Source organism: Flavobacterium sp. UM26 (genome assembly GCF_057922445.1).
On record NZ_JBVHCY010000013.1, the window covers coordinates 17,675 to 33,518 of the forward strand.

General features: G+C 36.7%; 10 protein-coding genes. All 10 read right to left on the reverse strand.

From position 1 onward, the window contains the following. Positions 1 to 88 precede the first annotated feature (88 nt). Positions 89 to 1,273: an AGE family epimerase/isomerase gene (locus ACZ1AQ_RS13925; RefSeq protein ID WP_489633473.1), complete on the reverse strand. Its 1,185-nt coding sequence runs from the start codon at positions 1,271 to 1,273 to the stop codon at positions 89 to 91. A 64-nt stretch (positions 1,274 to 1,337) separates the two neighbouring features. Next, positions 1,338 to 3,407: a GDSL-type esterase/lipase family protein gene (locus tag ACZ1AQ_RS13930; RefSeq protein WP_489633474.1), complete on the reverse strand. Its 2,070-nt coding sequence runs from the start codon at positions 3,405 to 3,407 to the stop codon at positions 1,338 to 1,340. 111 nt (positions 3,408 to 3,518) lie between these two features. Further along, positions 3,519 to 4,763 (reverse strand): MFS transporter, encoded by a 1,245-nt coding sequence (locus ACZ1AQ_RS13935; protein WP_489633475.1) that lies wholly within the window; start codon positions 4,761 to 4,763, stop codon positions 3,519 to 3,521. A 155-nt stretch (positions 4,764 to 4,918) separates the two neighbouring features. Beyond that, complete coding sequence (locus tag ACZ1AQ_RS13940) at positions 4,919 to 6,106, reverse strand: galactose oxidase (RefSeq protein ID WP_489633476.1); 1,188 nt, start codon at positions 6,104 to 6,106, stop codon at positions 4,919 to 4,921. Positions 6,107 to 6,121: 15 nt separating this feature from the next. Further along, positions 6,122 to 7,042 carry a dihydrodipicolinate synthase family protein gene (locus ACZ1AQ_RS13945; protein ID WP_489633477.1) on the reverse strand — a complete coding sequence of 307 codons (921 nt, stop codon included), beginning with the start codon at positions 7,040 to 7,042 and terminating at the stop codon, positions 6,122 to 6,124. Positions 7,043 to 7,139: 97 nt separating this feature from the next. Continuing rightward, positions 7,140 to 8,591, reverse strand: a complete 1,452-nt coding sequence (locus ACZ1AQ_RS13950; RefSeq protein ID WP_489633478.1) for a RagB/SusD family nutrient uptake outer membrane protein — start codon at positions 8,589 to 8,591, stop codon at positions 7,140 to 7,142. Positions 8,592 to 8,607: 16 nt separating this feature from the next. Further along, positions 8,608 to 12,252, reverse strand: coding sequence for a TonB-dependent receptor (locus ACZ1AQ_RS13955; protein ID WP_489633479.1), 3,645 nt, complete (start codon positions 12,250 to 12,252; stop codon positions 8,608 to 8,610). Between the two features lie 146 nt (positions 12,253 to 12,398). Then, entirely contained in the window at positions 12,399 to 13,577 is a 1,179-nt protein-coding gene (locus ACZ1AQ_RS13960) for a FecR family protein (protein WP_489633480.1), read from the reverse strand. A 120-nt stretch (positions 13,578 to 13,697) separates the two neighbouring features. Next, positions 13,698 to 14,303: a sigma-70 family RNA polymerase sigma factor gene (locus tag ACZ1AQ_RS13965; RefSeq protein WP_489633481.1), complete on the reverse strand. Its 606-nt coding sequence runs from the start codon at positions 14,301 to 14,303 to the stop codon at positions 13,698 to 13,700. Positions 14,304 to 14,579: 276 nt separating this feature from the next. After that, positions 14,580 to 15,728 carry an ATP-binding protein gene (locus tag ACZ1AQ_RS13970; RefSeq protein WP_489633482.1) on the reverse strand — a complete coding sequence of 383 codons (1,149 nt, stop codon included), beginning with the start codon at positions 15,726 to 15,728 and terminating at the stop codon, positions 14,580 to 14,582. Positions 15,729 to 15,844 lie beyond the last annotated feature (116 nt).

Genomic DNA, 15,844 nt, shown 5'->3' on the forward strand with positions numbered 1-15,844 from the left:
ATTTAGTTACTAGTAAAAATTAAATTATATGCTTTTCTTGAAGAATTTAGTTGTAGTAGATCTCGAATGTTGATTCTGGATAAAAGACCTATCTTTTCAAATACTCCTCTAAAATCTGAAGGCAATACCATTCTTGTCGGGGTAAATGGAATGGCCCTTTGTACAAGTTTCCTTTGGCGGTTTGAGCAATGGTTCCGTCGCGATGTAAGTAACCAAACCATTCGCCATTTTGAGCATCATGGAATTTTTCATAGGCATACTCATGCACCATTTTGTGCCATTGTGCATATTTCTCATTTCCTGTCATCGTGAAAGCTAATAAAGTAGCGATAATTACTTCGTTATGAGGCCACCAGAATTTCATGTCCTGCCAATATTCTTGAACGGGTTTATCGTACACATCTTTGTAATAAAGAATGCCTCCATGTTCTTTATCCCATCCGCGTTCCCACATATAATCTAGCATCTTGCAGCCTAAGTCAATTAAATGGGGATCGTTGTTGCGGTATTTGGCTTCGTGCAAGATAAACCAAGCACCTTCGATTGCATGACCGGGATTTAGGGTGCGACCATCAATGTGATCGATGATACTTCCGTCGGGTGCCACTTGTTCCATTACACATCGAATGTCATCTTTTACAAAATCGCGTTCAATTTCATCAATCCATTTACTAATCCATTCATCGCAGCGAGGATCACCAATCGTTTCTCGTAATTGTTGAGCTGTATTGATCATAATCATAGGAACTCCAATCCCTTTGGATGGTCGGGTTGAGGTATATTTGGGTTGTAATAACCCAGGAGTTGTTGCGTATGTTATACATTTTCCAAATAAAAAACGAGCTTTTTCAGCAACAGCTTCATCCCCGCTCGCTTTTGCGTAAGCTGCCATAGCAATCACTGCAAAGGTTTCCGAAAAGAAATACCGTCTTTTTCGAATCGGTTGTCCCTCGCGAGTGACGTGAAAAAACATTTGTCCATCATTGTCAAAGCAATAGTTGTTCAAAAAATCTACCCCATATTTTGATGCCTCTAACCATTCTTTTTTGGGTTCAACCGTTGCATAAAGGGTGGCCAATAACCAAGAAGCGCGACCCTGAATCCAGACTGCTTTATCGTCATCAATCAAACTTCCATCGTGATCACGCATCAGTAAGAACCCGCCAAATTGGGTGTCTATCGAGCGAGGAAACCAAAAAGGGATTGTATCGTGTAATAATTGGTTTTGATAAAATTCTTTTAAGTTTTGAAGTTCTGTTTTTGAATAGCTCATTTTTATTATTTAATTATTGTCATTTATTTTTTTGATTATATTCACTTACGTAATTCGGATATGCCTAAAGAACATCCAGCGAAAAAGTGGAACAAGGCAATCCTTCTTCATTGATTAAATTGGCATTTGTAAAAGGTTTCCAAGCATACAATACTGATTGAATAGTTGTTCCTTTCGGTTGGAATATCACCACTTGATTGCCCATAATCTTCGCTTCAACGGCTATGTGTTCCCCAGTTTTTGATACGATTTCAAATCCTTTTAGGGGTTGTTGTTCTTTGGTCATCAGTTTTTTAACAGAGGCAAAAGAAATCCATAACGCATCGTCTTTTAGTGTTACTTTTACGGGTATTGGTCCATAAGCGACGATGTCTTTTTTATAGGTTTCCTTCAAAGCTATTCTGGCTAGTCGGTCACCGATTTCTTTTTTTTGTATTGGATGTACGTCTTTTTCATCACCATAATCCATACTTACTGCCATAGCACAATTGGGTATTTTTAAAGACAAGCTACTTTGCATCGCTCTGAATTCTGGCCAGGAAGGACGATCGATGCTAGAAAGTTGTACAAAATAAAAAGGGAAATTGGCCTTCCAAGCCTTACGCCAACTTGCTACCATTATCGGAAACAAATGTTCGTACCAATTGGTATTGTGTGCATTGCTTTCGCCTTGGTACCAAAGTACCCCTTTGATAGGAAAGGATGTAACGTTTTTAATTCCTGCCTCAAAATTGTAGCAGGGTTCGTAGGGATGACGCTGTTTGGGATTTGTACTATTTTTTAAATTTATATCGGCTCTTTCTCTTACCCAAGGCATCAAAAAATCTGATTTGCGCCAGTTGTACAAAACATCTACTGCTTTGTTGTCGTGTTCCAAAGTGTAACGATCTATCCAAGATTCAATGGGAGAGCCACCCACGGCTACTTGTATCAACCCGATAGGGATGGTTTCCTCTTGGATAATTTTTTTCCCGAAGTAATAGGCAATTGCCGAGAAATCTTTGGCTGTAACAGAGTCGCATACTGTCCAATTTCCTGAGAAATAATTCAGTTGATTGGTTTTGGCCAAGGTTAGAGAGTCCCAAGCGAATTCATTGGTTTCTTGTATGGGTTGGTAATGAAAAAAACGCAATTGTGTATTGGCTTTCGCTAATGCAACTTCGGCTTTTCCGTTTTCTGATTTTTTGAGTGGGAACGCCATATTGGATTGTCCAGAGCACAACCAAACATCACCTAAGAGGATGTTTTTCAAAGTAATACTTTTAGTTTTGGTTTTTGCTTGTATTTCAAATGGTCCTCCATGAGGCATAGCCGGAAATTGAACCTTCCATTTGCCATTAACATCGGTTACTACAGTTCTTTTTTGAGAATGAAACACCACTTCAACTTGATCTCCCGCATTGGCTTTTCCATAAATAGGAATAGGTTGTTGGCGTTGCAAAACCATATTGTCTGTAAAAACAGGCGCCAAAGCCAAATCGCCAAAGTTGCCACTGATGGCGGAATATACTGTAGTCGCCAAAATCGTAGCGCCTTCTTTGGAAGGATGTAAAGCATCTGGGAAAAGGTCTGGGCGTGAGGATAACTTTTCGTGTAAATCAATTAACGAAACTTCATTTGCTTGGGCAACGTGTTCGATCTGTGATTGGATTTCCCAAAACCATTCTCTTGTGCCCGATTTGAAACGAGGATGTTCGTTAAAAATTGGACTCATCCTGCAGATGAATACTTTTATTTTTGGATTTTGTTGCTTTAAATTGGTTATTAGTTCACTATAGTTGCTTTGAAAATCTTGATTGTAATTGGGCCAATTTCGAGGGTCGGTATCGTTGAGTCCCAAATGGATAATAGCAATATCTGGACGATAGGCGATTGCTTCTTTGTATTCGTTGGTTTTAAAATAGGGTTTGTGTCCTTTCTTTAAAAGTGTTGCACCACTATGACCAAAGTTTTTTACCTCATACTCTTTTCCCAATAAGGATTGTAAGACAGACGGATAGGCCTCCGATGTTGGATTCCCTAATAAATACCCTGCCGTAACAGAATCGCCCATACAAGCCACTTTGGTTTGTGCGAAACTCACATCAATGTACCAAAACAGCAGTAGGAAAAATAGACAATATGATTTTTTCATAGAAAGCATAGTTTTTTTTAAAATAATCTACCGAGACGAAAAGTGAATCTCGCCTCAGTAGATGCAACAACCAAATTTCAACTTAACAATTCAAATCAAATACGATATTATTTAGGCTTCACAAAAATCATTAACCTCAGGCTGTAAGAAGCTAAGCTGTACAAGCAAAGCCAAAACGACTATAGCAGCCATCATTGCAAAGCCAAAACCTAGAGTTCCATCGTCAGCATATTTTCCTAAAACAGAAGTTACTATAGCGCCACAACCTACGCCTGTCATATTTAAAACACCATAAGCAGTAGCTCTGTGTTTTGAGGATACAAACTGACAGAGGATGGGCATATTATTAGCATCGAACATACCATATCCTACACCAAAACAAAGACCTGCACAAACAATAGCCACGATTGAATTTCCAAATCCAATGAATAACAAGGCTGGGATGGTTAAACTCAATCCAATGGCACTGGTATAAATTCTTCCTTTAATGTTTTTTTGTACCCATCTATCCGAAAGTACTCCTCCAAAGAGTACTCCAAGTAATGAGGAAATGGAGATGGTTATGGTAGCCAATGGTCCAGCTTGTTCCATGGCGATTCCTAAATTTTCAGAAAGTAAAGTGGGCAACCAATTTTTAGTGGCCCAGCCCGGTAGGCTTATCGTAGCAAAAAAGAAGAGAATAATCCAAAAGGAAAGATTAGAAAAGAGTAATGCTAATCCTTTTAAAACGGCTATTTTTTCTGAAGGAGAGTCATTTTTTATTTCAGTTTTGGTACGTGTAGTAATTTTTATTTCAGCCAAAAAGAAGATTAAAATCACTGCATACACAATGCCAATCAATCCAAAATAGTGAAAAGTAGTGTGCCAAGAGTAAGCGCCGGCAATGGTAGCACCAAAACCACCTAAAGCCGATCCCACATAAAGACCTGTCATATGAATTCCGATGGCCAAGGATCTGGATTTTTGTTGATGATAATCGGCAATAAGGGACAATCCCGCTGGTATGTACAATGCTTCGCTAACTCCCATTAAGGCTCTTAGCCAATAGACTTGTTGATAACTTGTAGCATATCCCATAGCATATGTTACTAATGACCAAACAAACAAACTGCCTACAATTAACCATTTTCGGTTCATTTTATCAGCAATAATGCCCGATATAGGACTCATCAATGCATAGATCCAAAGAAAGATGGCCATTAAGTGACCAAAATTTTCTCCAGAAACCAATTCAGGGATGTCTTGTTCCATAGAGGGTCGCATCGTGGCGAGCATTTGCCTGTCCATATAATTGAGCAATGCCACAAACCAGAGAAGGGCTACCACTATCCAAGGATAATATTTTGAGTTTTTCATATATGTAAAAGTTATTTGTCAGCGGTCATATATGGTATCGCCTTTTACTTATAGGAGTTTGTTTGCAACAAACCTTTTGTTTATGGCGATTTCATAAAAGAATCATTACTGTATTTTATAAATCACGAAACTTCTTTGTAGAAGAGCTATTGATTTTATTCTGTTATCTTTCCAATCATTATGTTAGGTGTTCGAACACCAGGTTTTATCTCGCCATTGGATAAAACAATAGCTTCTTCCCACAAACAGGCATTGGTAGTTACAGGAGTAAGGAAGGGTAATTCAGCTATTTTTTCCCAAGAATCAGTAATCGTGTCGTAGGTTAGAACTCCTTTATAAAAACCTTGATGCTGGGTAACGAGTTCGTTTTTTTTGGCTATTAATACTTCTTTCTCCTTTGTAGTTTCGGCAAGAGCTATTTTTGATAAGTAGGTTTCTATTCGATGAAAAATTTCACCGTTGTCACCACCTAGAAGTAGAATTTTACTTTTGCCTAGAGGAACAGCAGCTCCTGCGGAATAATTCATAATTGTTTTTCCGTCATTTATAGAGGCTACTTCTTTCCATTGTTGCTGGTTGAAGTTGTATGAAAAAGAAGTACTGTGTAATTCGCTAATTCCTGAAACTGTTTTGGTTCTTCCTCCAAAAACAAAAAGACACGGACCTTCCTTTGTCTCTTGGACTACCGCAGTAGCATTGGCTAATGCCAAAGGAAGATCGGCCAATCTTTTCCATTGCAAATGCGTTTCATTCAAGTTTAAGCTATAGAAATCTTTGGAGGAATTTTGTGTTTCATCTCCACCTACGGCATACAGTACTTTTTCGTAATTGCTTAAAGCGATGTTTGATAGTGCTTTGGGCAAATCTGGAAGATGATAGAAAGTGACTTCATTTTTTGCCTTTCCCCATTTTAAAAGATATCCTTTTTTAGAATAACCATTTTTATTTTCTCCTCCCACATAAGCCACTCCTAAGTCTGTAGAAGTAACACCACAATAGGCTATAGGTTCGGGCAAATATGAATCAATTTCGGAATTCCAAACATAATTCTTGCCTTTCTTTTCAAGTAGTTGTATGGTGTTATAGTACTTTTTGGTTCCTCCTTCCCACGGCATTTTTTCAGGAAAATTTGCACCACCCGCCACAATAAAAGCATCTTTGTGTACGCCGTTTATGGCACCTGCAAAACCTAGTAATGGCTTTCCTTCATGGTCTTGCATTTGTGCTGCTGTTTCCCATTCTATGTTAGGATTTTGTTTTGTTTGAGCAAAAAGTGAAGCGCTATTTGGCATGATTATTAGGATTAGTGTGAAACAAAAGAGTTGATTTCTTATCGTTTTCATTTTTAATCGACGCTATTAATTCGATTTAAAGCTTTTAAAATCTAAACTTTGCACATCTTTTTGAAAGTCTTCAAATTGGGATGAGGTCATGTTTTTTACGGGTAATCTGAAATCTCCTAGGTTTAATCCTGTGACTTTCATATATGATTTTCCAACAGAAATTCCGCCATATTTTCCTAGCAATCGAATCATATTGATGGATTTTTGCTGCAATTCTCTAGCCTTTATTAGGTTGTTGGTTTCGAAGGCTGCTATTAAATCATGGTATAAAGGCGCTGCATAATTAAAGGTACTTCCTACGGCTCCTTTTGCTCCTAATACTAAAGCTGAAAGCATATTTTCATCACGTCCCCAAAGCATGTCATATTTTCCTTCTTTATAACTCATACAGCTTTGAAAGTCCATAAAATCTTCGTGTGTGTATTTTATTCCTGCAAAATTGTCGAGTTTACCATCCAAGGCTTGTACCAAATCAAACATTGGAATGTTTACTCCAGTTAATACTGGAATATGATAGTAATACAAAGGCATATTTGGCACACTTTCACCTACCATAATACAAGCTTGTGCCAGCATCTCTACATTGGCAGGTTTGAAGTAAAATGGAGCCGTCAGCGAAACAGCATAAAGCCCTATTTCATAAGCATGTTTGGCCAAATCAATACAATCGTTTAAGCAGGTACCGCCTAGGAAAACCATTACCTTAAAATCAGCATCGTGATTAGAACAATCGGCCCAAGCTTGTGCAACCGCTTTTTTTTCTTCTAGTGTTAATGAAACACCTTCTCCTGTAGATCCGTTGATAAAAACACCGGTAACTTTATTGCGTTTTAAAAAAGAATAATATTCGGGTATGCGACTACAATCTAATTGACCATTAGCATCAAAAGGAGTAAATGGAGCGGCTATAAGCCCTTGTAAATGAGTTGTTTTCATGATTTTTTTAATCTTAATAATGGAGTGTAAAAGACCAAGCCGAACTATATTCATAGTCGACTCAGTCATTTTTCAGTAAAAAAGGGTTTAGCAGTCCTTAATTTTGTTTAATCTTTGGATTGTAGTTGATGGTGTTTTGAGAAATTGGGAATAAGATGGATTTCCCAGCCATTGATGGTACCCAAGATGTTTTGTTAAAACGTACCAAATCCCACCAAGCTTTTCCTTCAAAAGCTAATTCTTTTAAACGTTCATTCAATATGGCATCGTCGTTTGCGGCTTGAGTGCCATTAGTGAATGAAGCAGTTGCGTCTGCTCGTTGCATAACAAGATTCATCTCGGTGGTTGGATCTTGACCCAAAGCGTTTTTGATTTCGGCCTTCATCAAAAGAATATCTGCCCATCTGTAGATGATGATATCACTAGTAAATCTTCTTAAAGATCCATCAACTGTACCGTTATACTTCATTAAACCAGTCACTACATCGGCTGTATTGGCAGTATTTCTTAAGGTTAAGAAAGTAGCATCTTTTCTAGTGTCTGTAGCCGAAAAAGTAAAGCGAGAAGTATCGGGCTGTACTCTAGAAATCCCTGCGTTTCCAGAACCAGAACCTAAAGTCCCGAACAGAGCAGTAGCTGCTGAGGCAGTCGCACCAGAAAAGTCCGCTGGACCCACATACATAAAAGAATTCCAATTGTCTTGTAAATTTGAAGTAACATCAGTCAAAGAATAGCGAATGGCAAATACGATTTCAGCATTTCCTTTATTCGTGTAGCTAAAGATGTCTTTAAAATTGGGTAACAAAGTTTGTGGAGTGATGGCATTTATAGCTGTAAGTGCTACATTCAAATCTGTTGTTCCCCCTCCCAATTGCTTAGCTGTCCATAGATAAACATCGGCTTTTAAAGCATTGGCAGCTGATTTTGATAATTGTACCTTGTTGTTCGTGTCATCAGGAAAATTATTCAATGCGAATTCTAAATCCGATTTAATAAAAGCAAAAGTTTCTTCAATTGTGTTTCTAGGAATAATGTACTCGTTCTGATTGGTATTTTCAGTTGGAGTTGTTACAATAGGAACACCACCCCAAGAGCGTGCCATAATGAAATAAGCCAAAGCTCTCATAGTATAGGCTTGAGCCAAATAACGTTTTTGTTCTTTAGCCGTTGCAGGACTAAACGTAATATTTGGTACATATTTTAATATCAAATTGGCTTGTTGCACTACAGTGTACAATCCGCTCCAGTCTACATCAATATTTTGAGCATTGAGGTTGTTGTTGTAATAATTAGCGAGATTCAAAGGCGATTGAACACCACCTTTAATCTCTGCGCTGCGAGCTCCTCCCAACAAATAGTAATTTTGTTGCGTTTGAGTTCTAAAACTGTAGTATAAGCCATTCACAGCAGCTTTGGCATCGTCTTCGGTTTTCCAAAAGGCATCTGAGGTGATGCTACTTTCAGATTGAAGGTCTAAATCATCAGCGCAAGATCCAAAAAGGGTAAGTCCTGCAACTAAAAATATATATAGGATATGTTTATTTTTCATGGTATTGATTTTAAAATTACAGACTAATATTGATTCCAAAAATGATATTTCTTGGAACTGGATAGGTACCTGTTGCTCCTGCAGAATTGAGTCCTTGGCTAGATCCTCCATCAATTCCTTGTACTTCTGGGCTTAATCCGCTATACTTCGTAAAATAGTACAAGTTGCTTCCTGTAACATACACTCTAGCTGAAGAAAGTTTGATTTTTTCAATGAATGTTTTGGGAACATTGTATCCTAAAGTTATTTCCCTTAAACACAAGAAGTCTCCACTTTCGTAATAACGGCTGTTACCTTGAAACATATTGGTGTTGTAAGCAGCTCCACTTGCTTCAGAACGGAAAAGGTTGTTTTGATTGGTTTGATCCGCCCAACGGTAACGAGGTACATTGGTAATATCTCCCTCTTTTTGCCAAGATTGTAAACTCTCAGCAATTAAACCATAGTTTCCTTGAAATTGACCAACGAAACGGGCTCTGGCTTCGTTATAGATGGTTGCGCCCAAAGAGTAGTCTGTTCGTACGTTCAAAGAAAAGCCTTTGTAACTAACATCAAAGTTGAAACCTCCTACATATTTTGGGAACATATTCCCCATAAATTTACGGTCTTTGCTATCAATTATTTTGTTTCCGTCAGTATCCTCGAAGATAGCGTCACCTGGTAATTTTATACCATTAGGATTTCCACCTGTTGCAGACGTTTTAGTAACATAGGTGTCTCTGTAGATGGCATTGTACGCATCCGCTTCTGCTTGAGTAGATAAGATTTTGATTTGCTTATGCGCATAAAAATCACCAATTCGTTGACCTTCTTGTAATCCTCCCACATAAACATAGGATTTGGTTTTTTCGTCCCAAACTTGAGTTCCTCCAATTCGGTTGTTCAAGTTTCCATTATAGGGTAGTTTTTCTATGGTATTTACGTTGTGAGAGATAATGAAACCAGCATTTATTTTAAGATCTTCTTTATTGTAAATAGCGGCGTTAATTTCCATTTCGAATCCTTTACTTCTTAAAGCTCCTAAATTGGTCAAAACGGTAGAGAATCCGCTGTTAGAAGGCAAGGTCAAATTGGTTAACAAATCGGTAGTAAGTTTGTTGTAGAAATCTCCAATCACGCGGATTTTGTCTTCGTGAATACCTAAATCGAAACCAATATTATTTGTTTTTGATTGTTCCCATTTCAATCCAGGATTGGCAATTTGAGAGTTTACAATGGCAGCTTGTCCGTTGTAATTATTCGCTAAACCGTTGGTAGAACCAGAGTATAATCCACCAGCTTGAAAATCGCCTAGTGTACCAAGATTACCATTCACTCCATAGCTGGCTCTTACTTTTAGTGAAGAAACAATTTTTGGTACGTGTTGCCAGAATCCTTCTTCGTGAGCATTCCATCCTACAGAAACACCCGGAAAGAATCCAAATTTATTATCTGGACCTAAACTTGAAGCACCATCATAACGGAAAGAACCCGTAAATAAATATTTGCCTTTATAATCGTAATTCAATCGTCCAAATGCTCCGTTGATAACAAGTTTGGTATTGTTTGCAAATACAGATACAGGAATTGGAGAAGAATCTAGCGTTTCGGTTAGGTCTGAAGCACCTCCTTTACCAGCGGCATTGAAAGCTTTTATTGTTCTATTGTAGTTTGATGCCCCTAATTTTGCTTCGAAATTACCAATGGCTTCAAGTTCTTTTTTATAGGTGAAAACACCTTCAAATTGTGTCTGAAAATAGCGATTATTAAACTGTGAAGCATTTCTTGTATTATCTAATACACCAGTTCCGCTCAAGAAAGCTTGTTGAAACAAATTACCAGAGTTGTTTTCGCTATACAAGGACATCGAAGGCACAAAATTCAAATCTTTGGTAATTCTCAAATCACCATCAACAGCTAATTGCAATTTTTCGTTTTCGTTGATTCCTTTTACTTTACCCATTTGGTACAATGGATTGCCATTGATGTTGTTTTGACCTGGAGCTAAGGAGCCATCTTCTAATAAAAATTTAGTAGTAGGCGCATTTCCTAAATAACGATTAAACACCACACTATTGCTCACTACTTGATTGTTGTTGGATCTAGCATACAACATTTTTCCATTAAGTGTAAAATTGTCTGCTAAAGTAAAGGAAGCATTCATTTTGGAAGTAAAACGCTCATAGCCTGTAAAAATCGTAACTCCATCTCCTTTTAAATAGCCTAAACTCAAATCGAACAAGGCTTGGTCATTTCCGCCACTAAAGTTTAAGTTATGATTTTGTGTAATAGCATTTTGAAACAAAACATCGTTCCAATTTGTGCTTTTGTACATAATGATGTTGGCAGTGTTAAGCGGGTCTACCATTTCTTGCCAACCTTTGGCCTGTAAAGTTGTAATTTCATTTGGTGTTAAACTCGATTTGAGTAAACTTGCAAAAGGTGTACCCGATGTTAGGTTGTTACCCGTTCCATAAGGTGTCGCGCCAGACAATTGATTGTCTCTTGCATTTGGGCGATTGCCTCCTAAGATATCTGCAGCATTTTTCACTCCTAATCTTGACAATCTAATAAAGTCTTCACCTCCAAGAAAATCATATTTTTTAGCCACTTGGCTGAATTGAGTAGAATACCCATACGAAATTTTTGTTTTTCCAGGTTTTCCGTTTGCAGTAGTGATTATAATTACCCCATTAGAACCTCTTGCTCCATAAATAGATGTAGAAGCAGCATCTTTTAATACTTGCAATGAGGCAATATCTGCTGGGTTAATATCGTCTATTTGTAAACGAATTACCCCATCAACAATATACAAAGGAGTGGCGCCTGCTGGATTGTCTATCGAAGTTCCACCACGAACCAAAATGTTTGAAGCTTTACCAGGTTGCCCTGATGCGGTACGAACAATAACCCCACTTACGTTTCCTTGTAAGGCTTGAGTAACATTGGAATACGGAACGTTTTCCAACACTTTTTTGTCTAATTTTGATACCGAAGTAGTTACGGCTCTACGGTTTTGAGAACCATATCCTACAACGATTACCTCGTTCATTTGTTGGCCAATTTCTTTTAATACAATCAAAATATCTTTGTCGCCATCAATTTTTACTACTTGATCTTGAAGACCTATATAGGTGGCTAGCAATTCAGTGGCAGTGTCTGGAACGGAAAGTACAAAGGAACCGTCAAAATCAGTTTGTATAGAGATTTTAGTGCCTTTCACTAGAATGTTTACGCCAGGTAATGGTTCCCCTTTTTCGTTTACTACCTTTCCTCTGATCTTTTTTTCGACCTCAAGGGATTTTGAAGGAATGGTTTTATTTTCTGGTTTTGGAACTAATGAAATAATATTGCCTTGAATGATCCATTTTACGGGCGCATTTTTAAATACTTTCTGTAATACATTTTCTATAGTAGCATTTTTTACTTCTAAAGAAACGGGTTCAATTTTGTTTAAAATAGCAACATCATAAAAGAAAACATAATTGGTTTGCTCTTTGATAATGTTCAATACTTTTTTAGCAGGCATTTTTTTACCAGAGAAGGTAATAGTTTGTGAAGAAACAGCTGCCGAAAGGTGAAGGGTAAAAGCAATTATCAAAACAGTTGATAACTTCATAACTTTCCAGAATTTAGGGGTGAGCCAAGAATTTCTTGACTTGCATTTTGGTAATAATTTCATACTTTTGTAATGAATTTGGTTAATAATAAAATTTCCGTGCTTGGTTATTGATTTGTTTTCCAATTTTAATTTTCTTTTCGCGAAGAATAGGCCAGCAATGCTTCCAACATTTGCTGGTTTTTTTTTGAATCACAAATCAAACTTTTTTAGGGTAGAACCCTTATTGTTTTTCCTTCTATTTTAAAATGAATGTTATTGGTTTCTAAAATCTTTAATACTTCATCTAAATTTAACTCTCGACTGATTTCGCCATCAAAACTGCGCGCAGGCACACCTTTTTCAAAAACAATGTTTACATCATACCATCTGCTTATTTGTTGCATCACATTTTCTAGACTCGTATTGCTAAAGTAAAACAAGCCTTTTCTCCAAGCCATTACTTCGTCTAGGTTTTCAAGTTTTTTTACACTTAAAGTTCCTGTGTTTGATTGCGTGACTTGTTGTCCGGGTTCCAAAAGTGACTTTTCTTTTTTGTTACTTACGAGTACACTTCCTTCCAAAAGTGTGGTTTTTGTACTTTTTTCTTCGTGATAACTGTTGATGTTAAAGTGAGTTCCTAATACCTTTACTTCAATGTCATTTGCGGTAACTATAAAGGGATGATTTTTATCTTTGGCAACTTCAAAGTAAGCTTCTCCTGTAATGGCAACTCTTCTCTCTTTATGAATAAAAGTGGTAGGAAATGTGATAGATGACGAAGCATTGAGCCAGACTTTGGTACCGTCAGAAAGCACCAATTGATATTGTCTTCCTCTTGGAGTTATCATACTGTTTTTGGCTGCTGTATTGGCGTTTCCGCCAGAGTAAACTAAAGTGCCATCTTTTTTAGATACTACAGTACTGTTTTGATTAGCCAAAACACCATTGGCTACACTATCGAGTACAATTTGAGATCCGTCGGCCAATGTAAGTATTGCTCCCGAAGTTCCGGGTGTGATTATGTTTTTCTCTGTAGCTACAATTGTAGGTGTTGCAGTTTTTTGAGTGTATTTGTAAAAACCTATTCCTAACACCAAGAGGACACTTGCTGCAGCAGCAATTCTTCTCCAATTGAACAAAGGTGTTACAATTTCTTCTTCTTGCTCTTCCTCTTGTTTTGAGTTTGAATTCATTCTTTCTCTTAAAGAGTGAATAAAAGTTTCCGTAGAAAGGGTTTCTGCTTCACTAGTTTGGACTTGATCATAATTTTTTCGAAGGATAGTGTCCAAATCTTTGGCGTATTGCGGATCTTCTATCATTTGAAGTAAACGCGCCTTACCTTCAGGGGTAATTTCTCCTGATACATAGTGTCGCATTAGTTTTTTGAAGACTTCTTTTTGATACATAGTTTTATAGTTTAGGACGCATAGCAACCCTTCTAATCCTAAAGACGAGATTGACTAGCATAAGTGGCAATGAAAAAGTGAAAAAAAATAAAAATATTTTATAAAAGCCTGATTATTAGCTTATTTTTTTGTGAAAAAAAATATAGAAAGTGTAAAAAGTAACCAAAAACACCAGCCATATTGACTGTTAATATGGATTCTTAAAAAATTGAGTGCTTCTAGTAAATGCCATCTAATGGTTCTTTTGGCAAGACCCAATTCTTTGCTAATATAGTCTGTGTCTTTACCTTCTAATCGGCTTAGAATAAAGATAGTTTTTCGGGGATCGGTCAATAAATTAGCTCCTTGAAGAATGATCGAATTGAGTTCTTCGAGTTCGTATTGATTGTCGGGTTTGAGAAATAATTCTTGTAATTTTTCTTCTTTTAAAGAAGCGGTTTCGATTAATTTTTTTCGGATGTGAGATATGATCAAATTTCGACTTACAATAAAAAGATAATTGTCAAAGTTTTGAATGTGGTTTAATTTCTCTCTTTTTTCCCAAATCATAATAAATACATCTTGCGCTAATTCTTCGGCAACAGGATATGATTTAACAAAACTTAAGGCGTGAAGCACAACTTTTTTCCAATATTTTCCCACCATTTGAGTATAAGCCAATTCGTTGCCAAGAGCAATTTGTGATAGGATCAAAGATTCATCAGAGACAATAAAAGATGAATTCATAATTGGTTAAAATAATGTTAAGGAAGTGCAAACATAGAAAAATATACCAGTAATTGCTTTTTTTTGATAAAAAAAATATAGTCAATAAAAAGTTGATATTTTGTGGTATTGTGATGTAAAAAGGATAAAATATTGAATATAAAGTAGCTATTTTTTTGAATATATGTTTTTTGTTTAAAAAAACAAGAAATGCTAGCAAACGGTTTTAGTTAGAAGATTTATAGTTTACAAGCTTGGAAAAAAGTAAAAAAACAAAGGTTCATATTGAGAAATTAATTATTCTAAATGAATTTTATCATACTTCATTTTTCTCAAAATTCTTAGCGCTTCTTTAAAAGACAAATACACTTGTGGAAAAGGTTTAAGAACCGCTTTGGCATCAATTAATTTTTGTTTGGCTTCCTCAAATCCGTTGAGGTAGCAAATCATCAAGGTTGAAGGTAAGTTTTCTAAGTCTTTTAATTCTCTATCGTTAAGTACTTGTCCTTTTTCGAGTTTATGTAGTAAGGCGCCGTTTGCATTGTAGATGTGATACAACATTTTGGTGTTGAATTCGGGAGGTTCAAACAGAAAATCCCTATCGATTTTGTAATAGCCATTATCGTGAAAACGCAAGGTTTGTTTTTCCAAAGGATAATAACTGGTTTTGTCATTCAAACCTAAAGGCACATATTCAATAATCGTAAAGGTATCCTCGTCAAATGTAATTTCTACCACATCTTGAGCAGAGTAAAACAGCTTAATTTGCTCGTTGATAAGGGCTATGTCTACTCTCGACAAATAGGTTTTACCTTTGTAATGTTTTGTTATTCCCGCCCAGCAAATCACGAACAATTCCTTGAAAACTTTGTATTTAGGAGACATATCTTTATGACGAAAATTCATAAAATCAATCACACCATCTAATGTATATGCTATACTGTTGCGTGAATTGTTTTCAATCCCAATAACCGTTTCTGTATTTTGATAGTTGCGTTCTATTTCGCCTTCTATCGGGAGTGTGTTGCTTCCTCTTCTTATAAAAACCGTATTGGCAAGTATGGTATGAATTCCTTTTTTGAAGAAAGAGGTCTTCGGATTGGGTTTAATAGTGACAAGGCCTATTACTTTGTCCTTAGGTAAATTGGGGAAAGGCACATTTTCATACTGAATCTGAGGAGGATTTTCTAGAAAGGCATTCACCAAATTCTGAATCCGACTATCGTCAAAAAAATCATCGCCTACAATGGCATTATCTTGGTCTTCAACGCCGACGACTATGTATGAATTGTTGGTAGGATTGGAGTTGGATAAAGCGCAAATGTGTTTCAAAAATTTGGCTTTCCCTTCTCTAGAATGCAGATTCAATTGTCTTTTTTTGTCATAAAAACTGCTCTCATCATTATGAGCCAATAGGTTCTTAATAAGCAAGCGTTTATTAATCATAACTAAGGTTGTCTTTTATGGACTTTGGGTTCCTAAAAGTACACTTTTTTGATGGTATAGTAAAGAAAAAGAACTACCTAGCTTTTTTTGAATGCAACTAAAGATAGATAGTTCTA